General features: G+C 57.2%; 28 protein-coding genes, 1 tRNA gene and 1 pseudogene. 10 read left to right on the forward strand and 20 right to left on the reverse strand.

The features are described from left to right. Positions 1–26: 26 nt before the first annotated feature. Together AC1ENN_RS09035 and AC1ENN_RS09040 are read left to right on the forward strand one after the other, a co-directional pair. Positions 27–920 carry a glycine betaine ABC transporter substrate-binding protein gene (locus tag AC1ENN_RS09035; protein ID WP_449647003.1) on the forward strand — a complete coding sequence of 298 codons (894 nt, stop codon included), beginning with the start codon at positions 27–29 and terminating at the stop codon, positions 918–920. Positions 921–1,078: 158 nt separating this feature from the next. Next, the gene (locus tag AC1ENN_RS09040; RefSeq protein WP_480405891.1) at positions 1,079–2,311 is read left to right on the forward strand and encodes a glycerate kinase; all 1,233 of its coding nucleotides are present in this window, start codon (positions 1,079–1,081) and stop codon (positions 2,309–2,311) included. A 35-nt stretch (positions 2,312–2,346) separates the two neighbouring features. On the opposite strand, the gene AC1ENN_RS09045 is transcribed toward AC1ENN_RS09040, so the two are convergent. The 6 genes from AC1ENN_RS09045 to msrA form a co-directional block, all read right to left on the reverse strand. Further along, positions 2,347–2,814 (reverse strand): acyl-CoA thioesterase, encoded by a 468-nt coding sequence (locus tag AC1ENN_RS09045; protein ID WP_449647005.1) that lies wholly within the window; start codon positions 2,812–2,814, stop codon positions 2,347–2,349. 2 nt (positions 2,815–2,816) lie between these two features. Beyond that, positions 2,817–4,499, reverse strand: a complete 1,683-nt coding sequence (gene ettA, locus AC1ENN_RS09050) for an energy-dependent translational throttle protein EttA (protein ID WP_449647006.1) — start codon at positions 4,497–4,499, stop codon at positions 2,817–2,819. 48 nt (positions 4,500–4,547) lie between these two features. Beyond that, positions 4,548–5,039, reverse strand: coding sequence for a DUF6993 domain-containing protein (locus tag AC1ENN_RS09055; RefSeq protein WP_480405892.1), 492 nt, complete (start codon positions 5,037–5,039; stop codon positions 4,548–4,550). A gap of 70 nt (positions 5,040–5,109) precedes the next feature. After that, a complete protein-coding gene (locus AC1ENN_RS09060; RefSeq protein WP_480405893.1) occupies positions 5,110–5,652 on the reverse strand; it encodes a single-stranded DNA-binding protein in 543 nt (180 codons plus the stop codon). A 199-nt stretch (positions 5,653–5,851) separates the two neighbouring features. Further along, complete coding sequence (locus tag AC1ENN_RS09065) at positions 5,852–6,064, reverse strand: methyltransferase (protein ID WP_449647009.1); 213 nt, start codon at positions 6,062–6,064, stop codon at positions 5,852–5,854. A 159-nt stretch (positions 6,065–6,223) separates the two neighbouring features. Continuing rightward, on the reverse strand, positions 6,224–6,745 hold the full coding sequence (gene msrA, locus AC1ENN_RS09070; protein ID WP_480405894.1) for a peptide-methionine (S)-S-oxide reductase MsrA: 522 nt from the start codon (positions 6,743–6,745) through the stop codon (positions 6,224–6,226). Positions 6,746–6,835: 90 nt separating this feature from the next. Here msrA and AC1ENN_RS09075 point away from each other — a divergent pair, with 90 nt between their 5' ends. The 3 genes from AC1ENN_RS09075 to AC1ENN_RS09085 all read left to right on the forward strand — a co-directional run bounded on the left by AC1ENN_RS09075 (position 6,836) and on the right by AC1ENN_RS09085 (position 8,986). Then, positions 6,836–7,843 (forward strand): aldo/keto reductase, encoded by a 1,008-nt coding sequence (locus AC1ENN_RS09075; protein ID WP_480405895.1) that lies wholly within the window; start codon positions 6,836–6,838, stop codon positions 7,841–7,843. Positions 7,844–7,998: 155 nt separating this feature from the next. Next, a complete protein-coding gene (locus AC1ENN_RS09080) occupies positions 7,999–8,244 on the forward strand; it encodes a hypothetical protein (RefSeq protein ID WP_449647012.1) in 246 nt (81 codons plus the stop codon). Between the two features lie 55 nt (positions 8,245–8,299). Continuing rightward, on the forward strand, positions 8,300–8,986 hold the full coding sequence (locus AC1ENN_RS09085; RefSeq protein WP_480405896.1) for a hypothetical protein: 687 nt from the start codon (positions 8,300–8,302) through the stop codon (positions 8,984–8,986). A 10-nt stretch (positions 8,987–8,996) separates the two neighbouring features. Here the strand turns inward: AC1ENN_RS09085 and AC1ENN_RS09090 are convergent, their stop codons facing one another. Together AC1ENN_RS09090 and AC1ENN_RS09095 are read right to left on the reverse strand one after the other, a co-directional pair. Next, positions 8,997–9,395, reverse strand: coding sequence for a BP74-related protein (locus AC1ENN_RS09090; protein WP_480405897.1), 399 nt, complete (start codon positions 9,393–9,395; stop codon positions 8,997–8,999). A 15-nt stretch (positions 9,396–9,410) separates the two neighbouring features. Further along, positions 9,411–9,851, reverse strand: a complete 441-nt coding sequence (locus tag AC1ENN_RS09095; protein WP_480405898.1) for a DUF1801 domain-containing protein — start codon at positions 9,849–9,851, stop codon at positions 9,411–9,413. Positions 9,852–10,119: 268 nt separating this feature from the next. Between AC1ENN_RS09095 and AC1ENN_RS09100 the strand changes: the two genes are divergently transcribed. The 3 genes from AC1ENN_RS09100 (at position 10,120) to AC1ENN_RS09110 (ending at position 12,027) form a co-directional block, all read left to right on the forward strand. Next, positions 10,120–11,013 (forward strand): tyrosine-type recombinase/integrase, encoded by an 894-nt coding sequence (locus AC1ENN_RS09100; RefSeq protein WP_480405899.1) that lies wholly within the window; start codon positions 10,120–10,122, stop codon positions 11,011–11,013. Between the two features lie 20 nt (positions 11,014–11,033). After that, a tRNA-Arg gene (locus tag AC1ENN_RS09105) sits at positions 11,034–11,109 on the forward strand. A 315-nt stretch (positions 11,110–11,424) separates the two neighbouring features. Further along, positions 11,425–12,027: an NYN domain-containing protein gene (locus AC1ENN_RS09110; RefSeq protein ID WP_480405900.1), complete on the forward strand. Its 603-nt coding sequence runs from the start codon at positions 11,425–11,427 to the stop codon at positions 12,025–12,027. Positions 12,028–12,157: 130 nt separating this feature from the next. Here AC1ENN_RS09110 and AC1ENN_RS09115 read toward each other — a convergent pair whose 3' ends face one another. From AC1ENN_RS09115 to AC1ENN_RS09145, 7 genes and pseudogenes are all read right to left on the reverse strand, one after another. After that, the gene (locus AC1ENN_RS09115; RefSeq protein WP_480406940.1) at positions 12,158–12,946 is read right to left on the reverse strand and encodes an ImmA/IrrE family metallo-endopeptidase; all 789 of its coding nucleotides are present in this window, start codon (positions 12,944–12,946) and stop codon (positions 12,158–12,160) included. 177 nt (positions 12,947–13,123) lie between these two features. Beyond that, a pseudogene (locus AC1ENN_RS09120) lies at positions 13,124–13,276 on the reverse strand (helix-turn-helix domain-containing protein); the annotation flags it as partial. An 8-nt stretch (positions 13,277–13,284) separates the two neighbouring features. After that, a complete protein-coding gene (locus AC1ENN_RS09125) occupies positions 13,285–13,908 on the reverse strand; it encodes a hypothetical protein (protein ID WP_480405901.1) in 624 nt (207 codons plus the stop codon). Positions 13,909–14,118: 210 nt separating this feature from the next. Further along, a complete protein-coding gene (locus tag AC1ENN_RS09130) occupies positions 14,119–14,529 on the reverse strand; it encodes a hypothetical protein (RefSeq protein WP_480405902.1) in 411 nt (136 codons plus the stop codon). Between the two features lies 1 nt (position 14,530). Next, positions 14,531–14,956 (reverse strand): hypothetical protein, encoded by a 426-nt coding sequence (locus AC1ENN_RS09135; RefSeq protein WP_480405903.1) that lies wholly within the window; start codon positions 14,954–14,956, stop codon positions 14,531–14,533. Then, on the reverse strand, positions 14,943–15,350 hold the full coding sequence (locus tag AC1ENN_RS09140) for a hypothetical protein (protein WP_480405904.1): 408 nt from the start codon (positions 15,348–15,350) through the stop codon (positions 14,943–14,945). The genes AC1ENN_RS09135 and AC1ENN_RS09140 overlap by 14 nt, the downstream gene beginning before the upstream one ends. Before the next feature lie 2 nt (positions 15,351–15,352). Further along, positions 15,353–16,240, reverse strand: a complete 888-nt coding sequence (locus AC1ENN_RS09145; protein ID WP_480405905.1) for a M23 family metallopeptidase — start codon at positions 16,238–16,240, stop codon at positions 15,353–15,355. Between the two features lie 30 nt (positions 16,241–16,270). Between AC1ENN_RS09145 and AC1ENN_RS09150 the strand changes: the two genes are divergently transcribed. Next, the gene (locus tag AC1ENN_RS09150; RefSeq protein WP_480405906.1) at positions 16,271–16,471 is read left to right on the forward strand and encodes a hypothetical protein; all 201 of its coding nucleotides are present in this window, start codon (positions 16,271–16,273) and stop codon (positions 16,469–16,471) included. A gap of 21 nt (positions 16,472–16,492) precedes the next feature. Next, on the forward strand, positions 16,493–16,984 hold the full coding sequence (locus AC1ENN_RS09155; protein WP_480405907.1) for a hypothetical protein: 492 nt from the start codon (positions 16,493–16,495) through the stop codon (positions 16,982–16,984). Between the two features lie 142 nt (positions 16,985–17,126). On the opposite strand, the gene AC1ENN_RS09160 is transcribed toward AC1ENN_RS09155, so the two are convergent. From AC1ENN_RS09160 to AC1ENN_RS09180, 5 genes are read right to left on the reverse strand one after another with little or no spacing between them, the layout of a single operon-like run. Then, on the reverse strand, positions 17,127–17,765 hold the full coding sequence (locus tag AC1ENN_RS09160) for a hypothetical protein (RefSeq protein ID WP_480405908.1): 639 nt from the start codon (positions 17,763–17,765) through the stop codon (positions 17,127–17,129). Continuing rightward, positions 17,762–18,949: a hypothetical protein gene (locus AC1ENN_RS09165; RefSeq protein ID WP_480405909.1), complete on the reverse strand. Its 1,188-nt coding sequence runs from the start codon at positions 18,947–18,949 to the stop codon at positions 17,762–17,764. The genes AC1ENN_RS09160 and AC1ENN_RS09165 overlap by 4 nt, the downstream gene beginning before the upstream one ends. After that, positions 18,946–21,192, reverse strand: coding sequence for a phage tail protein (locus tag AC1ENN_RS09170; protein ID WP_480390983.1), 2,247 nt, complete (start codon positions 21,190–21,192; stop codon positions 18,946–18,948). Before AC1ENN_RS09170 ends, AC1ENN_RS09165 begins: the two co-directional genes overlap by 4 nt. Then, positions 21,192–23,576: a tape measure protein gene (locus AC1ENN_RS09175; RefSeq protein WP_480390984.1), complete on the reverse strand. Its 2,385-nt coding sequence runs from the start codon at positions 23,574–23,576 to the stop codon at positions 21,192–21,194. Before AC1ENN_RS09175 ends, AC1ENN_RS09170 begins: the two co-directional genes overlap by 1 nt. 18 nt (positions 23,577–23,594) lie before the next feature. Beyond that, positions 23,595–23,855 carry a hypothetical protein gene (locus tag AC1ENN_RS09180; RefSeq protein ID WP_480390985.1) on the reverse strand — a complete coding sequence of 87 codons (261 nt, stop codon included), beginning with the start codon at positions 23,853–23,855 and terminating at the stop codon, positions 23,595–23,597. Positions 23,856–23,865 lie beyond the last annotated feature (10 nt).

The following is a 23,865-nucleotide window of genomic DNA, read 5'->3' on the forward strand; positions in this document are numbered from 1 at the left end:
CGGCGTTGGCAGAAAAGGACGACACAATGAAGAAGCAGACACGTGCTGCATTTGCAATTGGAGCGGCAACGCTCCTCGGTCTGTCGGCTTGCGCCGCAGGCGGAGACGACACCGCGGCAGGTGACGCTCCTGAGAACAAGGATCTCACCATCGCCGTATTCAACGGATGGCCTGAGGGCGAAGCAGTTTCGTTCCTCTGGAAGGCAATCCTTGAAGACAAGGGCTACAACGTAGAGCTGGAATACGCTGACGTTACCCCCATCTTCTCGGGCCTCAGCACTGGCGACTACGACATCGCGCTTGACGGATGGCTTCCAGTCACCCACGCAAGCCTGATGGAAGAGTACGGCGCAACCATCACCGACCTCGGCGCATGGAACACCGAAGCCGGACTGACCGTTGCAGTGAACGAAGATGCACCGATCGACTCGCTCGAAGAGCTCGCAGCTAACGCTGACGCGTTCGGAAACCGCATCGTCGGTATCGAGCCTGGCGCCGGCCTCACCGAGGCAGTCATGACCAAGACCATGCCTACCTATGGTCTCGACGGCATGGAACTTCTAACCTCGTCGACCCCAGCAATGCTTGCTGAACTTCAGGCAGCGCTCGACAACGGCGAGAACATTGCCGTTACACTCTGGCGTCCGCACTGGGCCTACGATGCATTCCCCATCAAGGACCTTGCTGACCCAGAGGGAACTCTCGGAGACGCCGAAGGAATTCACTCCTTCGCACGCGACACCTTGAGCGACGACATGCCAGAAATCACTTCGTGGATCTCTGACTTCAAGATGGACTCCGAGCTGCTCTACTCGCTCGAGAACGTCATGTACAACGAATACGAGGGCAGCGACTACGAGCCCATCGTTGCAGACTGGATCGCAGCGAACCAGGACTACGTAGACGGCCTCACCAGCTAACACTGTGTGAATCTGCGGTGCATTGAGCACTGTGATCTACGAAAAGGGGTCGCCTTCGGGCGGCCCCTTTTTTCGCGCCCCACTGTTCAGTGCCATAGCTCCGCCGCTTTGCCCCGCCCTTGGCTTCGTGCTCGGCTCGCCCGCGCTAGGGTCGAAGGGTGCCAGCAACTGAGAACCCCGTCGTCATCATCGCGCCCGACTCCTTCAAGGGCAGCCTGACCGCAGCGGATGCCGCAGCCGCCCTGGAACGCGGCGTTAGAGAGATGCTTCCCGACACTGCCACGGTCCTCACCTTTCCCATGGCCGACGGCGGAGAAGGCTCCCTCGATGCTGTGCTTTCCGCCTGGCTTCAGCCCGCCCTTACCATCTCAACCGTCGATGCCCTCGGCCGTCAACGTGACGCCCGCTACGGTTTCGATCTCGACGGACATCGCGCCGTAATCGAAGCCGCTCAAGCAAACGGACTCCCCCATGTCGGCGACATCGCTGCTGAACCGCTGCGAGCCGATAGCTACGGCGTCGGTCTCATCGCCGCCAGCGTCATCGAACGAGGTGCCCGCGACATCACCCTCTTTCTCGGTGGCTCTGCCAGCACCGACGGAGGCAGCGGCCTACTGCGCGCCCTCGGAGCACGCCTCCTCGACGTCGAAGGAAACGAGCTAGCGCCCGGAGGTGGCGCGCTCACCGCACTCAACACGATTGACCTGAGCGGGCTTATCCCCGGCGCACTGGAGACGCAGTGGCACATCGCCGTCGACGTCACCAATCCGCTCACCGGAAGCCGGGGCGCTGCCCACGTTTTTGCTCCACAAAAAGGGGCAACGGCATCCGAAGTTGCCGTGTTGGATGCCGGACTCACCCGACTAGCGCAGGTGCTAGCCGACCACCCGTTGGTAGCCGACCGCCGCTTTTCCGCCGCCGGAATCGCCGCCCTGCCCGGCATGGGTGCGGCCGGTGGCACTGCGGCGCCACTCGTCGCGCTCTTCTCAGCAGAACTTGTGCGCGGAGCCCAACTCGTCGCTGACACGACAGGACTCAGCGACGTAATTGGCAGTGCCGACGTGATTATCAGCGGCGAAGGGAAGCTCGATGCGCAGTCGCTGGACGGCAAAGTCGTCGACTACTTGCGTGGCGCCAAGAGTCCAGCATCGTTTCTCGTTGTGGTGGCGGCAATAGTCGATCTCACTCCAGCACAATCGTCAGCAGCAGGAATCAACGTGGCGCTGCCGCTGGGCTCAGGCGTCGAAAACCGCAAAGAACTCTTCCAGTACGCCGAAAATTTACTTGAAGCTCGCGGAGCGCACGCGATTGCAGAATGGCTCGACCCGACCGATCTCGACGAAGAATTCCGAGACGATGACGGCGATGACACGGCCGCAAGCCCTAGCTGATCCGGTTAGCTAGCAGGGCGCACGAACGCGGCAGGCTAGCGGCGCTTAGCGAACTGCAGAGGCTCTTCGACGTAACGGGCGAATACTTCACGTTGCTCATCGCTGATGCGTTGAGGGCGAGAGGTCGCGGCATCCACGAGCACAAGCGTCGTCGACGCGCGAACAAATAGTTCGCGAGGTTCGATCCCTGCCGGCGTGTGTATTTGATAGCAGACTTCGAGGCTTGCTCCCCCGACGCGACCGATCCACATCTCGATATCAATGGGTTCGCGCATGTACGGAATCGGCAGCAGGTATTCGATCTCCTGTCGCGCGATGAGCGTCATGGTTGGGCCGCCGGGGCGACCGTCAAGAACAGCGGTGAGGGGCGCATCCACTCCCGCGGCTGGCCAGAATGCGTGGATGCGCGCCTCTTCGAGCAGGCGAAACACTTCGGCATTGTTGACGTGTTGGTACGCGTCGACATCTGACCAGCGCAGCGGGAGTGGTACGTGAAGTCTCATCCCTAGTCGCGAGTGAGCTTGCGGTAGGCGCTGCGGTGCGGCTTTGCGGCGTCTGGACCGAGTCGCTCGATCTTGTTCTCTTCGTAGGCGTCGAAGTTTCCTTCGAACCAGTGCCAGTAGCCCGGGTTCGCTTCGGTACCTTCATAGGCGAGGATGTGGGTGGCGATGCGGTCGAGGAACCACCTATCGTGAGTGATCACCACAGCGCAGCCGGGGAACTCAAGAAGGGCGTTTTCGAGGCTTCCGAGAGTCTCAACGTCCAGGTCGTTTGTTGGTTCGTCAAGCAGCAAGAGGTTTCCCCCCTGCTTGAGCGTCAGCGCCAAGTTGAGACGGTTGCGCTCACCACCGGAAAGAACTCCAGCTTTCTTTTGCTGGTCGGGTCCCTTGAAGCCGAACTGGGAGACGTAGCCGCGCGACGGAATTTCAGTCTTTCCTACCTGAATGTAGTCCTGGCCGTCTGAGACGACTTCCCACAGTGTCTTGTTGGGATCGATGCCACCACGGCTCTGGTCGACGTAGGAAATGTCGACGGTCTCACCGATCTTCAGGTCTCCGGAGTCGAGGGGTTCGAGCCCAACAATGGTCTTGAAGAGTGTGGTCTTACCGACACCGTTTGGCCCGATGACTCCAACAATTCCGTTTCGAGGAAGAGTGAAGCTCAATCCGTTGATCAGGATGCGCTCGTCGAAGCCCTTCTTGAGGTTCTTGGCATCGATGACTTGTGCTCCGAGTCGCGGTCCCATGGGGATGACGATCTCCTCGAAGTCCAACTTTCTGGTCTTCTCCGCCTCATTCGCCATTTCTTCATAGCGTGCGAGTCGCGCTTTCGACTTGGTCTGACGGCCCTTGGAGTTCGAGCGCACCCATTCGAGTTCACTCGAGAGTCGCTTGGCGAGCTTGGCGTCTTTCTTGCCCTGCACTTGGAGGCGTTCTTGCTTCTTCTCGAGGTAGGTCGAGTAGTTGCCCTCATAGGGGTAAAGGTGACCGCGGTCGACTTCGGCAATCCATTCGGCGACATGGTCGAGGAAGTACCTATCGTGGGTTACGGCCAGTACGGCACCCGGGTACTTGGAGAGGTGCTGCTCGAGCCAGAGAACGCTTTCGGCATCGAGGTGGTTAGTTGGCTCATCGAGAAGCAGCAGGTCAGGCTTCTGTAGGAGGAGTTTGGTGAGCGCAACGCGGCGCTTCTCTCCACCGGAGAGTTTGTTGACTGGCCAGTCTCCGGGCGGCGTACGCAGGGCATCCATTGCCTGTTCAAGCTGGGAGTCGAGGTCCCAGGCATCTGCGGCATCGATATCTTCTTGAAGCGAGCCCATTTCGGCCATGAGCGCATCAAAATCGGCATCTGGTTCTGCCATTTCGAGCCCGATGGCAGCGTGGCGATCGACCTTAGCTTTGATGGGGCCAACGCCCTCTTGAACGTTCTCTAGAACGGTTTTGGATTCGTCGAGTTCGGGTTCCTGCATGAGGATTCCGACGCTGTAGCCTGGGCTCAGTCGAGCCTCACCGTTGCTTGGCGTGTCGAGCCCCGCCATGATCTTGAGGATGGTCGACTTACCGGCACCATTGGGCCCGACCACACCAATTTTTGCTCCGGGATAGAACGACATCGTGACGTCGTCGAGAATGAGCTTGTCACCGACCGCTTTTCGCGCGCGCACCATGGAATAAATAAATTCGGCCATGGGACCATTCTACGGAGGCTTCGAGCTCAGTCGAACCCGTTTGGGGTACTACCAGTCGATTGTGCGCGTCTTTCCGACGAGGCAGCCACCGGTACCGAGTAGCGGCTCGATGGATGAGACGAAATTGTTCGGCGTGAACTGACCGAGAAGACACTCGCCCTTGATCCGCACCGACACCACGATGGAGTCCGCAGCGATTCCGATCGCGGTGTTGTCTGGAGTGACTTCCATGTCTTGCTTGACGAAGCCGTTAGCAATGAGGTTGTCAACGATGCTGCGGCCGTCGCCGCGGCCGTTTGCGTCGTGATATTCGGTGTTGATGAGGTCGAAGAATTGACGGTTTGCGGCAGCTGACTCACCGGGACGCAAAATGGGGCCAGTGGGTGTTGCTTCTGGCGATGGTGTGCTCGAGGCATCAGCGCTCGGTGTGACATTCGGTGCTGGCGCGGGCGCTGACGCCACGCATCCGCTGAGCGTCATTGCAGCCACAAGGGTTAGCGCGATTGCTCCGCCGGTTCGGTGAGCTGGTCGTACGCGCATTGCAATCCTTTCGGTGGCCTTCTGCCTTCAGGGCCGCCTCAAGTCTAGATTGCCTGCGCGCACGATCCACTCAGAACGGGGTGACTGGCTCGAGCTCCCGGTCTTCGGTTTCTTCCGTCTCGGCGCGAGATGACTCTGAGTCGTCTCGCCCCTCTGAGCCTTCTTCTCCTGCCGATGCCGGCTCAAAGCGATCGTGACCCGACGCACTGTCGCCACCATGATGGCCTGCGCCAGCGCTGCCAGCGCTGCCAGCGTTGGCGATTGTTCTGGAGAACTGAGCGGTGCCCCACATGAGGTCGTGCCCTAGAGAATCAGCCTCAATTTCGATATTGGTTCCGCTCCGGTCCGCATTCTCCCACTCCCGAATGCGCAGCCGCCCTGCGAGAACCACGCGATCTCCTTTGGCTACCGACGTTGCGCTGTTGATCGCCAATTGCCGAAAGGCAGTGATGGTGTACCAGTTCGTTTCGCCGTCGATCCATCGCTGATTGCTTCGATCGAACCGGCGCTGAGTCGAGGCAAGGCGAAAGGAAGTGATCGGCAGTCCTTCGCCTGTAACGATGTGGCGAGGCGCCGTTGCTACGAGCCCGGAGACCGTGATGTTGTCTGTCATTTCTGCTCCTCTGTCTGCGTCGCTACAGCGGTGTGCAGCGACAGTGAATGGAGACAGATGCGGGCCGACACTCGTGCCGGGAAGTCGACCCGACATCCGTCACTCATTAGTGTTCGGCAGCGCAGACATGAGTCACCGCGGGCACAGTGATCTGTGGATGCCGCGCCCGCGGCAACAGTGACTAGGAGAAGTGGGTTGTCTAGTGTTCGCGGAACTCCGGCCACGCGGTGCCAGGCAGCAGATTCGCGTGCAGGGCTGCCTTCGCAGCATCGAGGGTGGGATAAACCCCTCGGAACCCTTCGTCGCTCAATAACTTGAAGGTGAAACCATCAGTGACTCGATGAACTGAGCCGACTGCTCCAGCCTGTGTGAATGCCACCCAGGTTTGTCCGGTCAGAGTGTGATCAGTCATTTCCGAACCTCCTTCGATTAGTGAGGCGACACCAGCGTCGCTCGTTAACGAACCTACGCCGCCCGACTCAGAAGATAAAGACCTTCTTTGTCGAACGGCGCAGCGCCACTCTGCCGCAGCAAGTAGCCAAGAGCTCTCACCGAGCCCCTTGCTACCGAACTAGCGGATGTAGCTGGAGAACGAGGAGCGAATCTTATTGACCTTGGGCAGCGCTACCGCCATGCAGTAGCCCTGACCTGGGTTCTTCGCAAAGAAATCTTGATGATATTCCTCGGCCTTGTAGTAGGTGTCGAGAGGTTCGATTGTGGTAACGATGCCGCCATCCCAGTATTCGGATGCGCGGTCTCGAGCTGCCTCAAAGAGAGCCTTCTGCTCGTCGCCGTCATAGAACATCGCGGAACGGTACGACGAACCAACGTCGTTGCCCTGCCGATTGAGTTGGCGGGGGTCGTGCAGCGTGAAGTACACGTCGAGGATGACTTCGTCGGGAACGATCTCAGGGTCAAAGGTGACGGCAACCGCTTCAGCGTGCCCAGTGGTCTCAGTGCAGACCAGTTCATAGCTGGGGTTGGGCACGGTGCCACCGGTGTATCCAGAAACTACGTCGGTAACGCCATTGAGGGTGCGGTAGACCGCATCGAGGCACCAGAAACAGCCGCCTGCGAGATGAAATGTGTGCATAAGTTGAGCCTACTTTCTTGGGCTGGATGTCTCATACAACGTTCATCTAACGCTCCGTGTTCCCTCAGTCTCTGGGCATATGCTGAACGTATGCCTTATGACGCCTCTCCCCACCGTTACGACTCCACCGAGTACCACCGCGTAGGCCACAGTGGCCTCAAACTTCCCGCGATCTCTTTAGGATTGTGGAACAATTTCGGTTCTGATCGCCCGCAAGCCACGCAGCGTGCAATTCTGCGCCGCGCCTTTGACCTCGGCATCACTCACTTTGATCTCGCCAACAACTACGGCCCAGAAATTGGTGCAGCAGAACGCAACTTTGGCGAGATCTTTACTGATGACTTCGTGCCATACCGAGACGAAATGATCGTTTCGACCAAAGCTGGCTACGAGATGGGTGTTGGCCCGTACCAGGACGGAGGGTCGCGCAAGTACCTGCTCTCATCGCTCGACGCGAGTCTTGACCGCATGGGCCTTGAGTATGTCGACATTTACTACCACCACCGCCCCGACTCCGAAACCCCCATCGAAGAAACGATGGGCGCCCTCGCGACCGCGGTCAATTCAGGCAAGGCCCTCTACGTCGGTGTCTCGAACTACAACCCCGAAGAAACGCTGGCTGCCGAAGAAGCGCTCGCGGAATACGGCATCCCGCTGACGATCCACCAGCCGCGCTACAACATGTTCGACCGCCACATCGAAGATGGTCTCTTCCCCGTTCTCGACCAGATCGGCGCGGGAAGCATCGTATTTTCCCCACTTGCGCAGGGACTACTAACCGACCGTTACATGGATGGCAGCATTCCGGATGGTTCGCGTGCTTCCGAGGGTCGCTGGCTTCAGCCTGGCCCGCTCGGCGACACGTACCTCCAGCGCGTCCGCGCCCTCAACGAGATTGCCCAGAACCGTGGACAAAGTCTCGCGCAGCTTGCTCTCACCTGGGTGCTACGTCATCCGCAAGTCACCTCGGCGCTGGTCGGAGCCAGCAGCGTAGCGCAGTTGGAAAACAACTTTGCGGCCCTTGACGGTGCAGCTCTCTCCGAAGAAGAGCTTGCCGCAATCGAGCCCCTCGCCGTTGATGGAACTACCCTGCGCTAAACGTTCGCACGCTCCATCCCACGAAACCGGGGCCGCTCTCATCAGGCGGCCCCGGTTTTCTCCTTAACGCTCTGTGGACAGCTCACCGCCAAATGTCAGTGTTCGAACATATATTCGAACAACACACATTGGCCTCGCTGACCGAAGGAGCAATTATGACCACCCTCGACTTCGCTGAAACTGCGCACTCCATCAAATCGGGCATTGTCACCGTCGAACTCAATGACGACTTGTGGCGGATTACACGCCCCGACGGAGAAGTGCTCGGCTACGTGCACCGCTGGCAGTCAGCAGCAGGTGCCCGATTCCAGGCCAAGCGGATGCTGCAACGACAGCGTCGATTCTTGCCGCTCGGAGACTTCTGGTCGATTGATGACGCCCTCGATATCTTTCGATTTTGATGTGACGCGCCTGTCGCTATGCGCCCTCGCTCACTAGCGGGGTTACAGTTCCAACATGATTCTTCAGTGGTGGAACGACCTCGTTGACTGGTTCAACTCCGATCAGGGAACAGCCTTCGTCACCGGCGCCCTCGTGCCCTTCCTCGCGATCATCGTCGGAGGAATAATCGTTGGCCTAATCGCCCGCTCGTCTCTGCGTCGGCTCATCGGTCAGCAAGATCGCCAGGCCAAAGCTGCCGCCGTCGCAGCCCTCATTTCTTCGGGCCGCCGCGCTGCAACCTGGAGCACGCTCTCTGCTGGCGAAAAAGAGCACGTCGACCACCAATCAAGCGAAGCCGAAGTGCGCGTGCGCCTTCTTCCGCTCAAAGGTTCCAATATTGCCGCCGACTGGGCAGCACACAAACTCGCCACAATGAAGAAGAACTCCGTCAACTACAGCTTCCAAGCGGAACAAGACCTCGCGGAACTTCAAGAAGGCCTCCTCGACTGGCAAGCACGCCCGGGCCGCGCCAAAAAGCTATTCGCTCAAGACCTCGCAAGCTGGAAGTACGAGACGGGCGAAGCCGAAGACGAACTGGTCGTGAAGCAGCAAGAGTGGGCGTCACGTCAGGCCGCCGAGGAAGCCTCCCAGAGCAACACGACTGCTGCGGCAAGTGGTTCTACCGCCACTGCTGCCGGCAGCGCCCCGTCAAGCAGTAGCCACACTGCACCTACGACTGTCGTGACGCCCGACCGCAAGTAATTTATCGGTCCTAGGCGCTAGGTCCGTCGACTGCAACGACCCGCGCAGACCAAGGACAGAATCGGTCCGAGGTGATGATTTCGTCTTCGACATACTGCGGGATTCCGTCGCACACTTCGATTGTGACGTTCGCGAATTCAAGTGTTGCCGGATCGATGTGCCACGACCATGGCTCATTGACCGCCGAATCGCCACGAACAACGACGCCATTAGGGATGGCGGCCAGGCTCTCCCCCGCAAGCAACGCCTTCGCGTGCTCAATCAACTCGGGAGTAGCAAGTTCAATCTTGTATTGCTCACCCCCAGCAACCTCAAAAGTTGCGACAGTCGGCTGAGGGCCTCCCCCACATCCAGAAACACCCGCAATTGAGCCGGCGAGCACTAACGCCACTAGAGTTCTGCATTTCACTGGGACTGCCACAGTTCAGCCTTGGGCGTCTCGGGCGTCGTAATCGACTTTGGCAATGTCGTAGCTGCGCACAAGCAACTCCTCAAGAACCGTCAGATCGATATCGGAAAGCTTCTTCACATAGAGGCAGCCCACCGCAAGTTCGTGGGTTCCTAAACGTTCAAGCAATTCCGGGAACTCCCGAAAGTTTCGCGCCGTGTACAGCGAAATCTTTGCTTTACGGGGCGAAAACCCGATAGTCGCAGTGTCGCCCTCTCGACCAGTGGCATAACGATAGTGACTTGACCCGAAACCGATGATCGACGGGCCCCACATCACGGCATCCTGTCCAGAAGCACGTTCAAAGATCTGCAACAGAGACTCTGCTTCAAGACGACGACGATCAGAATCGACGGAAGCGATGAAATCGGCAACGCTGGCCGCAGTTGCATTCGTCTTATTGGGTTGGTGCGTCATCGTCAGCCCCTCTATTCGAGTGCCCTCGGCAGGATTCGAACCTGCGACCAAGAGATTACAAGGCCCTTGTTTCGCACGCTCCGATCATACGGAAAACTCGGCCCACAAACCGGACAGGCAATACGGCCCCGCGGAACCGCCGCTAAAGCGTCTTTAAGTCTGCCAAAACCTCACCCACCACATCAGTCCCACTACTGGGCAATAGCCCCACCCGCCACAGCCTTCTAGGCTCGCCAGACACTCATTGACGAGTTCCCGAAAGGTAACAATGACCGCCGAAGAAATCACCAACTACTGGGCCGCATCAATGCGAGCACAACACTGCACCGAACGCACCATCAAAGAACGCCGCATCTTCATCCGCTCCATGCTGCGCCACACCCAACAAGAGTCACCGCTGACCGTCACCAAACAACAACTCGTCATGTTCCTCGGACGCCCCCACCTCACCGGAAAAACAAAACAAAACTACCGATCCGCACTCCACACCTTCTTCACCTGGCTACAAGACGAAGAACTCCGCCTCGACAACCCCGCCGCCAGACTCCCCAAACCACGAGTCGAACCAACCGAACCGAACCCCGTCTCCACCGAAGACATTCAGACCGTGCTGAATTCCGGAATCTACGGACACACAATCATGAAAGTACTGCTCTACTCCTACCAAGGACTTAGAGCCTCAGAAATCGCCGCCGTATCCGGCGCCAACATCAACTGGACCGAAGGCACAATCCTCGTAGCCGAAGCAAAAGGCCGCAAAGTCGTCACACGCCCACTCCACTCGATGATCCTCGACTACGCCACAACAGCCAAATACTCCCGCACCGACTACTGGTTCCCCTCCCACAGCGAACACGTCACCGGCAAATCCGTATCCAACACACTCTGCACCGCATTCAAACGCGCCGGCATCCAACACCGCGCCCACCACATGCGCGCCTGGCACGGAACCACCCTCCTCGAAATAGGCGCCGACAGCCTCGACGTACAACACTCCCTCCGCCACTCAGACGGCCAATCAATGAAGGCATACATCCGCCCCTCACAACGCCGCATCCGCACAGCAATGGAACAACTCCCCCGCGTAACCATCCCCACCGGACCACGCAACCGCACAGACACCCGCAGGCCACACACACCATCGACCAATCAGGTAATCTAGTCACCGCGCACTAGCGCACCGCCTCCGTAGCTCAGGGGATAGAGCAGGGCCCTTCTAATGCCTTGGCCGCAGGTTCGAATCCTGCCGGGGGCACCAGCGTAGAATCCACAAATGGACGACCAACCCCACAACTGCGACGCCTGCCTCACACCACTCCAAATCGCCGGCACCGAGAAACACCCCTACTGGTGGTGCCCCAGCTGCCGCGTCGCGAAACTTTCGTAAAACTAATTGGACCCCCGCCCGCGCTGAGGACCGAAGCAGTGGGTTCATTCTTGCCCTCACTTTGGGGGACATTGGTCGATAAATTTACGCCGCGGTCACAAACACTCAGATTTGTCTGCTACTTTCTTCAGATAGCTCCCCACCGTCCTCCGGGCCTGGTGGGGCTTTTTTATACCCGGAGACAATATGACCGAGCTTGCAACAGCGCACCTCTTCATCGACTATCAAAACGTCCACCTCTCTGCCCACGAATCATTCGTAGGAGAGCAGGCTCCTTTGCATGCCTCACTCATCCACCCCGCACTGTTCGCGCACGAGATTGAGCGAGTGCGAAACCCACTCGTCCACCAGCCAATCTCGATCACCGAGATCCACGTCTATCGAGGCGAACCCAGCAGCCAACGAGACGCGGCTGCAGCTGCACGTAACAAAGCACAGGCAGCGGAATGGACGCGGGACCGCCGAGTCACTGTTCACACTCGAACACTGAAGTACCCGCGAGACGGTGGCGCGCCGAGAGAGAAAGGAGTTGATGTCATGCTGGCTGTTGACCTAGTCAGATGCTCAATATTGAAACGGGCAGACGTAATTATCCTCGCTTCCCGTGACACCGACCTACTCCCCGCACTTGAGACCGCCTACGACGGTGACGGCTCCATCGTTGAGGTCGCCGGGTGGATGGGCCAGAGTCGGCTTCGCTTCAGTAGCAAAGAAGGCAGACGTCCCCTTTGGATGACCCAACTCGGTCAGTCCGAGTTCGATTCGTCAGTGGATCCGCGACCATACTGAGGCCGCTCTCAGACCTCAATATTCCGGCGCCCATGTTTCAGCTTCTAAAGCAACAACGATTGGAACCCTGCTGAAGGCACCAGCGGAAAATTTACCGATGGACGACGAACCATTGACGTAGCGGGCGGAGTTAAGCTACCCGGCGAGATCGCGCCGCCGCTAGGCTGATCACCTCGTTCGGTTCCGTTTTGGTGGGAGGTGGAGTGACATCTGGAGAACCCACCCAGTGCTCAATAGCACGCAGAGGCACACCAGCCACATTCACCGCCGTTTTCATAGAAGCGCTGGGCCAAGCTCGAGTGATAGCTTGCCCTAAAAGAGTCGGCTCTTCGGGAATGACATCACCAGGTTCATTGCTGCGCCATCCGCGAGTTGAGTGCTGGATCATTAAACTGCGGTATCGCTCATAGTCGATAAGGCCAAGATCTTTACCCCGACGGATCGCCGCCGAGACACTAATTCCGTACTGAGCCTTGATTGCGAGGTAACCACTCAGTGGCAGATCCGGCGTGATCCATTCTGAGACGACATCTGCAGGCAACAAAAATGCGCCACCAAACCGAAAGGCACGCTCTTCACGTTCTTTATCTGTCGCGTCATCGGTTCGCCTATCAAAAATGAGATGGCCCAGCTCGTGAGCCGCAGTGAGCCGATTGACATCTCCGCGGCCGGTGTCGAAAAGGGCAACGAGGGGGCGATCGTCCTCAGGATCGGGGCGAGTAACTCCGTGATAGCGATTCGTCAGATCTAGATCAACATTGGGTGAGAGATCCCGAATAACCCCAGCGCCATTGCGCTCGAGTAGCCGTGTGACGTTCCGCACCGGCGCCCCAGATTCAATTCCAAAAAAAGCACGCGCAAGTGAGCCTGCTACTTCAGGATCAGTTACAGCGTCGGGCACGGGAGATCGCCACGTCACATAGTTGCTTTCTAGAGATGCATGATGGAAAAGCCGCATAGCTAGCTTCTGAAGAACCTCGACATAGCGCGACTCACGCAACGGAGTATTCGCTTTTTTGCGGAATGTTGGCGCAGCTGAGTTCCTGATTGGGTCGTCTACGGTGAAAAAACTTGTGGGGATCCGATGGCGAAGTGCCAAGCGAGTGGCCAAATCCTCGGTGAGGTCTCGCGTCCCGTGCTCGATCTTCGAGATGTAGCTTGCGTTTATATCTACGGATGCCGCAAGTTCCCCTTGCGACATACGCAGAAGGTGTCGCAAATCTGAGACTCGTTCGTTCCTGAATTGCACGATGAAACCTAGTTCGATTCATTCTCTTCGCGCTGAATTGTCGCAAAGAGATCATTGGATTGTTCACGCGTGTCAAAGGTGCGGCCGGCATAAAAACCGGGTTCGGCAACCAGCGGCACCGAAAGATCGATTGGTACGGGTCGTCCGTATTTGGGCGCTTCGAGTGCCCTCACAAAACGGATTGGTGTCTCCCAATGCTCGTGGCTTTCTATGCCGTGGATATCAAACGTGCAGAGTAGGGGGTGGCTGTAATCCGCATTGAAGAGCCCCGGATTCCAATCGATCGCTCGATTGGAACCACGAACTGCAGTTGGGATACCTCCTGGGTAGGTGTCACGCTCTTTCAGCAGACGGAATGAAGCATCAAGCTCGGTGTTTGAAAATCTGATGCTGGCCATGTGGAGAGGGTCAGTGTGGACCTCCCATCCGGCGGTGTCGAGACTTTTACGTCCGTCGAGAAGCTGACAGAGATGCATTCGCAATGAAAGCGGCCCCATCGACCGGCGGAGAGGGTACGACTTGATCTCTCGCAGGGACTTGAGGGAGTGCGCTTGTGCGCGAGCAAATAGGTCGACAATTTCAGGAGCCACACGCTCAGCTGCATTCAGTATCGATGTTTCAAAGCTTGTCATAATAGGACACACTACATGAAATTGTCATAATAGGACAGCAATTGAAACTAGTTTTCCAATCTACTCGATCACGCTGGGAATCTACGCAAGCTCCAGCACGCCCGAACCTTGTCCTGAGCGCAGAAAAAGCCCCGCGCCCACTCACGAATGAGTGAAGCGCGGGGCCTCTTCTGTCAGCCAGATACACACCAGCTCAAGCTGGCGATCAAGCTAGAACTGGGAATCAGGTTCCAACCCGATCCCGCCAGCACCAATCGCACGCAAACGCTCCACCTCAGAACGCTCCCGAGCAAGATCAGACTTCAACACAAAAATCTCCGCACCACTGGTGTAATCAGGGACAACGGACGAGCCAAGAAGCCAACGCTCCAAAACCGGAAAACGAGCAGCCACGGTTCGCGCGACCCAGTAATACGCCGCGATCACGAGACCAAGCACCACGGCCTGCAACAGTGCAAGCACCGTCACACCCGCGAAACCCGCCTCAGTCAGAAGCGCATCGACATACGCGATCACAACCGCAACCGCTGGAACCTTCCCGATCAACCACGCGATAAGCGCACCGACCGCCGCCGGCACACCCGTACGGATGACCGCAATCAATTTGTCATTCACATTCATTTCAGTTGCCTTCTCTCTTTTTGCGAACCGGCCTAGGCGGGATCTCGATTGTGTTTTCATGCAACGTGCGCATCAGGATGTTGGAATACTCCACAGCGGACTCCGCTTCCTCCCGCCAATGCAAAATCTCGCGCTTCAGCGACTCAATCTGTTCCGTCGTCGCGGTCTCGAGCGTGTCGAGACGACCACGGAGCTCAGCGTTCTCAGCGCTGATCCGCGCGTGATCCTTAGTGAGCGCCGCCGTCAACGAATCAAAACCGGCAACCGCATTCACTTCCTTCTGCAACGCATCCCCCTTGACCCCACGACGCGAGGCAGAAATTGCATTCACAACCGCCGCGAGCGCACCGCCGCTGATGAAGAGAAAGATGGCGCCGATGATGAGTCCGATGAAGTCTCGAGCTTCGATGAGTTCAGTCGGCAGCATTGGCGGCTCCCCTCGTCAAGCGACGTGTCTTCACATCCAACTTGATTGCCTTCGATAGGAAATAGAGGGAGAGGATTGCCATTCCGATTGCAGGTCCGTATACCGCCGGTAGTGTCTCGGAGTCCTGAAGTTGATCGAGGAACAGCGCCCAGAGTGCGACGTCGTAGAGTGCATAGGCACCTGACAGTGGCCAGAGTGCGATTGCTTCGATCTTGAAGTTGGGTTTCAGAATCGCGAATAATGCAGCGGTGCCGGCGATGAGGAATGTTGCTCCGTAGATGTAGACGATTCCGACGCCAAGTACGGCCTGGACTGGTTGCGATGGGAAAGTTACCGTCAGGATCCCGTGGAGCACTACCCACCCGTAGATCAGTGCCAGAAGAGTCCTGTTCATCGTTAGCTCTTCACTATGGCGTCACGAGCGGCTTTGCCGTTCTCGAGTGCAGTCGGCGCGGTCGGGAATTGTTTGATCTGATCCGAAACGCCAGACACCGCAGCAAGGACCGGCGACAGATCAGCAGAACCGCCCGACGACCCAGTAGCGGGCGGGATTGCTTTCGCGATAGCCTCGGCCAGTTTGGTGTAATCGATCAACACCGCAGCACTGCCAGAGGTATTCACTGGGGAGCGGAAGTCCTTTTCGTACCTATCCCACGTACCCGGAGATAGCGGAATGGCATTGTTGTGTGCGCGCGCCCACTGCACGGCAAGACCATAATCCGTAGTTGGTTGCCAATTCGCTGGTGTCCCGGGAGACTCCCCCGCAAGAGCGTAAAGCGCGGGATCACTACCCTGCTTGTTGTATAGCGTTGTCATAGTGTTCTTCTTCCGTTTTGGGGGTTCGACAATGGGCGATCCGCCATCACCAGCAGGGGACGCGCCAACCAGCGCTTTGATGTAGGTCAGTGGATCTACGCGGGAATCGCGGCGACCATTCCTCCACACCTCTGTGTGGTTATGGTCACCGAACGCTTTGCCGGTGTCTGACTGAAGCCCCAGCCGTTGCCCCTCGACTATCCGGTCACCGGCCGCCACGTACACGTCAACAGCGTTATGGTAGTAAAGGATCACGTCACCGTTACCTAGGCGATACCAAATTTCCCGGCCGCCACCGCCGTAAGTGTTCCAACCGATATAGATGACTTCACCGTCGTCAATGGCGCAGTTGTATTTGTAACCGTAGGAGTCAAGCCCCCAGTGGGTGCTGTCAGGAACCCCGTCATACTCTTTCCAGAGTGACGAGAACTTAGGCGGTGTGCGTAAACCGTTCGGCCAGACTGCCACTAGCTACCACCACCCATCGGTCGTCTAGTCATGATGCCCCTCTCACAATTAGAGCCACTCGTCTATGCTCGGTTTATGCCGAATCAACCGAAAACGCCCGGTGCCACCTACCGGATTGACCCCGAACTGCGCCGGCGTGCTCAGCAACGCGCCAAGGAAGATGGGGTAGCTGAATCGGACGTTGTGCGTGCTGCACTCGAACAATATTTGAAAAACATCGCCAAGGTGTAATACACCTGATAGCGTGGGAACATGAAAAAAACACGATTCATCGCAACCGTCACGATTGCCGCCCTGCTCACCCTCGCTGGCTGCGCCACAACCCCCGCAGCTCAACCGCAGCCCGAACCGGTCACCGCACTACAAACGGTAGAACCGGTCGTTGCCACAACGCCAGGTATGGAAATGGTCTCAGGTACTATTCGCTGGGTTTCAAAATCGCAGTGGGTCGTCCTCGATGATGCCGGACACACGCCAACGGGAATTGAATCTGTAACTGTTACTTCGACTTACGTCCGAGTCAACTACACGTTCAGCGCCGATAAAGTTTCATCGGTTCAGGTGACGCCCGACGAGTCGTTCGCGTCGGCGGATGTTCGCGTCGGAACCTCCGTTGGTCTGGATTACATGATTATATATTTCTACATGCCCGCCTACGGATCTACACCAGTCAACCCGACACTTCTCTCAAAGGCTGGCGCAAACGTTTGGATCACAGGATGGTTCTGGGTTGACCCGGCCTAAGATCTGCGGATGGTGCGGTGTCGTCGTGATCAACGGCTACCGTGCCATGCTGCAGTGGTATTGCTGTGAAGAACATGCAGCACGAGATCAGGAAATGTCCCCTCCGTAAACACCTACTTGGAGAAGTCTGCTTCGTACATGACTATGCGGGTTCTCCGACAGCAATCCACGAATAGTAATAATCGTTGGACCCGAATGAGCTCGTCTTAATTTCTAGATATATCTCGACTGTAGTTGCTGTCTGTTTCTCCCCATTCGACATGACTATTCCTGTCGTAGACAACGTCGAAAAATCAGAACTAAACGCACCAGGAGCACGCGAGCCCATATAGCTAACCGTGACAGCCGGAGGACCGGCAAAAGCTTCCGGAAAAGTCACAGTCTCATGGATATTGTTGCCCGGCCCCTGGATTTTACCGAAACCGCGCTGCACTAATAGCCCAGTTACTGAGTTGGTACTGTCCATTTGAAGTGGCGAAGTCCGTGCAGCAACAAGTGATGCAGGGGTAATGGCCTTGTTGTCGATCTCGCCCTCGATTGCTTCTGCATCAGTAGCGAAAGCAACCGGACCTCTTGAGGTTGTTGTTGCAAAGTTCGGGCCACCAGCACGGCCAATTACCACGACCCTATTCCCCGACATCTCCGCGCGAACTCGATCAGACACCACCAATGCCGCAGGATCAATCAGCGAATCTGGAGTAATCGGAATAGCTACCGTGTCGCCGTCTAGTTTGATTCGCAGCGGCAACACTGCCGCCACCGTCGCCCATCTGAAAGTCATAGCGAGACCAACTCCTGCAATCTCAACTTCATCAAGCCCAACGGATTAGCATTCAAATCCCTCGATGTCACAACATGCCTCGCATCAATATCCGCAGGAACATTCGCGAAACGGAGAACATCACCCACACTCACCGGAATCGGCAAACAACTCACTTCGACAGTGGCCTGCACCGACGACGAAGCAATCAACGAGCGCTGCGCTTTTGCCTCCAGAAATGCGATCACCTCCAGATCGGTGCCATCTGGGGTTTCCACGCCCTCCAGAACCCGAGTGATCCACCGGCCACCCCGAGCAGAATATGAAAAAGGTGATGAAGGATCCGTGTTCGTATAGGTTCCCGTCAGCGCAGCATCATCACCGCTCCCGGATTGAATCGCGATCACTTTGTTAGGCACAGCAAACATGTCCTGATCGCGAGACCAATCCTTGCCATAGATCCCTTTTTCACCATCCACCAGCTCGCGGGCAACATTCAACAACTCATATGTCAACGATCGGTCGGCAGGGAGAACATACGGAGTCGCCCGATAACTTCCATTGCCGTCAACCCACAACGAGTTGTAATTCAGCACGCCCAGAAGATCATTTACAATCTGCAACTTAGATGTTCCGACCGGCCACACCATCGGCGACGAGAGCGTGTCAATCACGGTCGCATCCACCGTGATCGCCTCACCAGCCGAAGTAATCACCGCCGCTACAGCGGCAAGAACTCCCGTACCCGCATCCACCGTGAATGTGGACTCCACTGAATCCTGATCGAGAACAGTGGAGCGATCTAGCAGCTCCAAACTCAGAACGCGTCCAGTATCAGACCATACCTCCGGGGCAGCGGAAATCAGAAAGACTCCTAACGGGATCTCCGGTAACCCCTCAATGACCAACACTGGCCGCAGCCGGGCCGAAGTTAGAGTCAGATCGCGAACTCGAGTAAAGCCAGGCTGCGCCTTCTCAAGATCGGCAACTTTCAGATTTCCCCCACCTTTTACTGAGGCATAGAGCTGCTCCGAAAGTGACGCCGATCCGCGCACGACACCATCCAAATACCCCGCCAACGTGTCCACCCCACCAGAATGAGTGAGGACTTCCCACCGGTACGAAGTAACTCGATTCCCGTACAGAATTTCATTCGTCGTCAGAGATCGAACCGGTATAACCCCGCTGGGGATAACGACCGTCACGATGCCTCACTCACTTTGAACTGGAACCCAGATGCATGAGACGACGGCGAGTCCAAGGCGCCAGTAAGCGCACCAAACATGCGCCGGCCGGAAGGATCCCGATAACAGACAATCCGTGAGGTCAGGATGAATACCTCAACTTCTTGCGGCGTGGACCCCATGTTGTCCAACAACTGCACCGATCCGGAAACCTCCAATGTTCCTGACTCACCAAATAAGGCGATCGGGCGCGATCTACCGGAGGCTTCCATCAAACCAAATGAACGTGTGGGATTGGAACCAAATTGCAGGTTTGCCTTGAAACTGATGATTGTTGAAAACCCGCTACCGGACGAAAGGAAAGCCCAGAACGGTTCCGCCGTCACCATCGACACCAGCGTGTCCGCAGTGGCACCGTCAACCGAAATGGTAGTCACCGTGTAATCGTTGGTGCCATTGATCGTGGGGGTCATATCGAGAATAGTGAATGACGCATCCTTCGGATACTCAGCCACAACAGTCTCCACAACCCCGTCGATGGTTCTCGTGATCGTCACCAGCGTGGCGGCAACCTGCTCAGCCCCGGGAGCAGCAATCGTGATGTCGAGCTGCCCAATCCCCGAATCCGGTAGGTAGGTCGCTGTGACCACCGCTTGAACCGGGAGTGTGTAGGCAACATCGAATGTGGAGGTGACTTCATCCGAAACCAACCCGTTCGAGTCGATCACTGTCACCTTGACTGCGTAAGACGCCCCGTTGGCTACAGAGCTGCCCAAAACCGTGGATGCCTGCGTGCTAGACACCAGTGTTTCCAACAAAGTCGGGGTGACATCATAGAGACTGATCGTCGCGTTCACGAACGTCGCCAACTCAGCCTGGTTGAATCCCAACTGCACGGTTAGCGCAGACTTCGTGTAAGTACTCGCATTCGCTGGCGAGATGATCGTCACCACAGGCCGAGTTTTGAACGTCACCGTGGAAAGATCAGACCACGGAGACGCACCTGTACCTTCGGAGCCTCCCGAGGTCGCTTGACCCCACGTCCGCACCCGCACGGTCAACGCCACATCCGCCGCGTAGGTAGACGCCGAGAACGTCTTGCTCGGCGTGGTCGAAGTCACCTTTCCGGTTGTCGACCAGGTGGCTCCCCCGTCAGTGGAATAACCGAGCTCGTAGGCGGTTTGCGGCGTCGTATCCACAGGGTTGTGATTCCACGGAACGACAAACGCTTTCGCTTTATCCACGAACGGACCCAATGCGGGCATCGTTGGCTTGTTCGGTGCAGCCAACAATTGAACTGTGTTCGAAGTGACCTTGACAGAGGTAAGCGTGCCCGTCCCGGTGTTCTTCGCGAAAATCCGGTAAACATGCTGGCTACCCGCGTCGGGGGCGGTATGCGTGAAGGCGGAAGTCCCAGCCGCAACCGTCGCAAGAACAGAACCGTCCCATGTCGTCACCCCACCCGTGACAGTTCCGTGCTCCACAATGTGTTGGTGCTCGATAAATGCCACTTGTGGCGACCAACTGACAACAACATTCAGCGATGCATCTTTCGCAGCGACAGCACTTGTCGGCGGCGCTGGTGTCGTGTACACCGCAGGCGAGGCGACCGACCATGCTGACGATCCAGCGCTGTTCGTCTCCCGAACCTGCGCCACCACTTTCTGATTCACCGCCGCCGCAATAGTCACCGACGTTGCAGGAGAAATAGACGCCACCTGAGTGAAAGCAGCACCATTCACCGACGTGCGAATCTGAACGCTCGCCGGTTGACCGTTCGACGCATTGTTGTGCGCCCAACCCACGGACACCTGAGTGTCAGAAACGTACGCGCACGTGATCGACGTGGGGGTCCCCGGAACTTGAGTGAGCGTTGTCAACGGATACGACGCGGTAACCGTTCCGTCCTCTATGGCCGGCGAATTATTTCCACCATCCGTGAAGACGCCAGCCGCACCTAAGGTGAGGGCCCCGTCCGCACTGTGTCCGACCGTCCGAGTTCCAGAACCCAAAAGAACATCAGTGACACCAACAAAGTTATAGCCAGCAATAGAGCTTGACGCAATAGTCGTGCTTCCAAACACAACCGACCACGGGCACGAGTTCCCTGTCGCATAACCGGAACCCGCCAGCTTCCGAAGCCGCAAATCCCATGCCACCACGGACGTATTCGCCACAGCATCGTACGAGATCTCATCAAGGGCCAAGCGAAGCTGATACTGACTACCGAGCGACTTCGTGAAAGTTGTGTTTGGGCTCGTCATCAGCTCACCCCTTGCCTTGTCTGTACCCGCAAATAGCCCGTCATCGTGCGTGCAAGCCTTTCAATCGTCGAATCGGAAAGATCCATCGGCTGCTGCGTAAGAGCACGGTCCTGAACGTCTGCAGAAGAATCTGAGTCGTTTGCATTCCGAAGAATGCTGTCGATGAGCGCGTTGAGTTTTCCCGTGTCAACAACAGATTCCGCACGACCGGCCTCCGCCAGCAGCGCCAACGTGCCGCCCGCCCGCGGCAACACGGTAGCGCCGGCCGCTAGACGGGGAATCTTGGGGATCGATACCTCAATACCCAAGGCGCCACCCACGGCACCGATCACCCGGTTTATTCCACTAATCGCACCATTGACCGCGTTGATAATGCCGTTGATCGCACCCTTCGCAGCACTCACCGCACCCTCAAACGCACCCGTGATGATGCCCTTGATCGCACCAAAGACGGTCCTGAACGTGTTCTGCACCGTCTTTACGACGCCAATGATCTTTTCCCATATCCCGGAGAAGAATGAACTAATGCCGGTCCAAATTGCGTTCCACACAGTCGAGATGACATTGACCACTGTTGTGATGATCTTCAGAACAGTATTGATGTACGTAGTCACTAGAAGCACAATCACTGACCAGACCGTTTGGAACACTGCCACAATCGTGTTCCACACGTTCGTGAACACCTCGACTATGCCGTTCCAGACCGTCGAGAACACCGCGCTGATGTTCGCCCATGCCTCAGTGAGGAACTGGGTGAAGTTTGCCCATATCTCCTGCCCAAGCTCCGTCTGGGTGAAGAAGTAGACCAAGCCGGCAACCAGTGCCGCGATCGCCAGCACAACCAGACCGATCGGGTTAGCCGACAGGGCCGCATTCATCGCCCACTGCGCGGCGGTAGCAACCCCCGTAGCGACAGTACCGGCAACCATTGCCACGCGAGATGCGACCGTGGAAGCCACCTGGCGCACGTTTGCGGCGATACCTGCCGCTTTCGTCGCGAGACTGGTCTTCTCAACAGCAGTGTTCCCGGCCATTGCAGCCGTGTTCGCGTTCAACGCCGTTGTTAGTTGAAAGCGCGTCACAACCTCCGCATACCGCAGTGGAATTGACGCAGCCATCGCAATGTTGTTGCCAATAATCGCAGCCTTAGATGCGAGCATCCCCGCAGCAATTGCCACCAGAGCGGCAGCAAGCAGCTGTGGGTTATCGCCTAAGAACCCCAGTGCGGCAGCAAATCCCTCAAGCAACGGCACCAGCAACGGCAACCCTGCGGAGATGACATCGCCGATAGATCCAGCGATACCCCCAATTCCCTGAGCTAGCGAAACGAACAGCGGGAACAACGGCTGAACAACAGAGCCGATCTTGCCGAATGTATCCCCCAGATTCGAGAAGTCGCCAGTCTTGAACGCATCAATAACGCCTTTTACCGAGTCGCTGATAATCGAGAAAACTGTGGAGATCGAACCACCGACCTTCTCGAAGTCGATTCCCTCAATCCACTCCGTGAGTCTCTCCAAAGCTGGCGTTACTTTGCCCGAGAACTTCTCCGCGAGCGGCTCCAAAGACTCCGCCAGACGATCAACTGCACTCGAGATCGCCACAAACAATGCGGGAGCACCATCGACGGCAGAACCCGTGAACATCGCTCCAAGACGTCCAAACGATGCACCGATGTTCGCGAACGCTCCACGCGCCGTAGCCCCAGAGGAAAGCGCAGCACCCCCAACACCCTTCTCGAGCGCGAGCTGGAACGTGGCAAAATCTACTTCGCCCTTCGTAACCATCTCCGCAGCTGCTTCCGCAGTCACACCGTACTGATCTGCAACAAGCTGCAGCAGTGGAATACCGCGCCCCTGGAACTGCTGCAACACTTCCGTAGTCAGCTTGCCGTTAGTGGCAACCTTGTTGACCATGTCGCCCATCTCAGACAGAGATGACTTTCCAATAGTCGCCGCATCAGCAGTGAGCTTCAGTGTGCGGGTCAGCGCTTCACCAGGCTTGATGCCGGCCGCTACCGAAGAAGCCGCAATCGTGGCTGCCGCGTCAAGACCAAACGCAGTACCCTTCACCGAGTCCAACGCTGAACCCATGATCGTCGCGACAGACTCCGCCGAATGGCCTAGACCAGTGAGTTGAGCTTTCGCATCTTGAAGGTTGAGTGCTCGATCGAGCCCCTTCTTTGCAATAGCTGCAGCACCCGCAAGAGCGGCGCCGAGACCGACAGCAATGCCAGCCCCGACGCCCTTGACAGCTTTACCAAACGTCGACGAGAACTTACTCCCCGATGTGGAGGCAGTAGCGTCAACCTCGTTGACAACGGTTGAACGGAACCCTTTGAAAGTGGGGAAGATTGCAACATCTGCAGATCCGACCTGTGACATTCGGGACTCCGATCATAGTTAGTGCGCGAACGCTGAATGTTTCAACAAGCGCGCACGCAAAGCGGCATGCTCCTCGGGCGTGACTTGCTCGGCATTCGGCTTCGATGGCCACGGGGCTGGCAACTCAATGCGCTCTGGGTGTTTTTTGGTGTCACGGTTGGTGTTGATGACAGAACTTGCCTGCAAAAACGCGTACACCTCCCCGTAAGATGCGGCGATATCCCAACCGAGTTCCGACGCATTCAAATGCGAACCCGTCTCGCGCCGAAGCTCAGCCACCAGATCAATC

The organism is Rhodoglobus sp. G.S.23 (assembly GCF_056675935.1).

What these genes read in the sequence shown, in the direction of transcription:
- AC1ENN_RS09035 (WP_449647003.1), top strand. Translation starts at nt 27, where the DNA reads ATGAAGAAGCAGACACGTGCTGCATTTGCAATTGGAGCGGCAACGCTC.
- AC1ENN_RS09045 (WP_449647005.1), bottom strand. Translation starts at nt 2,814, where the DNA reads ATGAGACTTCACGTACCACTCCCGCTGCGCTGGTCAGATGTCGACGCG.
- ettA (WP_449647006.1), bottom strand. Translation starts at nt 4,499, where the DNA reads ATGGCCGAATTTATTTATTCCATGGTGCGCGCGCGAAAAGCGGTCGGT.
- AC1ENN_RS09055 (WP_480405892.1), bottom strand. Translation starts at nt 5,039, where the DNA reads ATGCGCGTACGACCAGCTCACCGAACCGGCGGAGCAATCGCGCTAACC.
- AC1ENN_RS09060 (WP_480405893.1), bottom strand. Translation starts at nt 5,652, where the DNA reads ATGACAGACAACATCACGGTCTCCGGGCTCGTAGCAACGGCGCCTCGC.
- AC1ENN_RS09065 (WP_449647009.1), bottom strand. Translation starts at nt 6,064, where the DNA reads ATGACTGATCACACTCTGACCGGACAAACCTGGGTGGCATTCACACAG.
- msrA (WP_480405894.1), bottom strand. Translation starts at nt 6,745, where the DNA reads ATGCACACATTTCATCTCGCAGGCGGCTGTTTCTGGTGCCTCGATGCG.
- AC1ENN_RS09075 (WP_480405895.1), top strand. Translation starts at nt 6,836, where the DNA reads ATGCCTTATGACGCCTCTCCCCACCGTTACGACTCCACCGAGTACCAC.
- AC1ENN_RS09080 (WP_449647012.1), top strand. Translation starts at nt 7,999, where the DNA reads ATGACCACCCTCGACTTCGCTGAAACTGCGCACTCCATCAAATCGGGC.
- AC1ENN_RS09085 (WP_480405896.1), top strand. Translation starts at nt 8,300, where the DNA reads ATGATTCTTCAGTGGTGGAACGACCTCGTTGACTGGTTCAACTCCGAT.
- AC1ENN_RS09095 (WP_480405898.1), bottom strand. Translation starts at nt 9,851, where the DNA reads ATGACGCACCAACCCAATAAGACGAATGCAACTGCGGCCAGCGTTGCC.
- AC1ENN_RS09100 (WP_480405899.1), top strand. Translation starts at nt 10,120, where the DNA reads ATGACCGCCGAAGAAATCACCAACTACTGGGCCGCATCAATGCGAGCA.
- AC1ENN_RS09110 (WP_480405900.1), top strand. Translation starts at nt 11,425, where the DNA reads ATGACCGAGCTTGCAACAGCGCACCTCTTCATCGACTATCAAAACGTC.
- AC1ENN_RS09125 (WP_480405901.1), bottom strand. Translation starts at nt 13,908, where the DNA reads ATGACAAGCTTTGAAACATCGATACTGAATGCAGCTGAGCGTGTGGCT.
- AC1ENN_RS09130 (WP_480405902.1), bottom strand. Translation starts at nt 14,529, where the DNA reads ATGAATGTGAATGACAAATTGATTGCGGTCATCCGTACGGGTGTGCCG.
- AC1ENN_RS09135 (WP_480405903.1), bottom strand. Translation starts at nt 14,956, where the DNA reads ATGCTGCCGACTGAACTCATCGAAGCTCGAGACTTCATCGGACTCATC.
- AC1ENN_RS09140 (WP_480405904.1), bottom strand. Translation starts at nt 15,350, where the DNA reads ATGAACAGGACTCTTCTGGCACTGATCTACGGGTGGGTAGTGCTCCAC.
- AC1ENN_RS09150 (WP_480405906.1), top strand. Translation starts at nt 16,271, where the DNA reads ATGATGCCCCTCTCACAATTAGAGCCACTCGTCTATGCTCGGTTTATG.
- AC1ENN_RS09155 (WP_480405907.1), top strand. Translation starts at nt 16,493, where the DNA reads ATGAAAAAAACACGATTCATCGCAACCGTCACGATTGCCGCCCTGCTC.
- AC1ENN_RS09160 (WP_480405908.1), bottom strand. Translation starts at nt 17,765, where the DNA reads ATGACTTTCAGATGGGCGACGGTGGCGGCAGTGTTGCCGCTGCGAATC.
- AC1ENN_RS09170 (WP_480390983.1), bottom strand. Translation starts at nt 21,192, where the DNA reads ATGACGAGCCCAAACACAACTTTCACGAAGTCGCTCGGTAGTCAGTAT.
- AC1ENN_RS09175 (WP_480390984.1), bottom strand. Translation starts at nt 23,576, where the DNA reads ATGTCACAGGTCGGATCTGCAGATGTTGCAATCTTCCCCACTTTCAAA.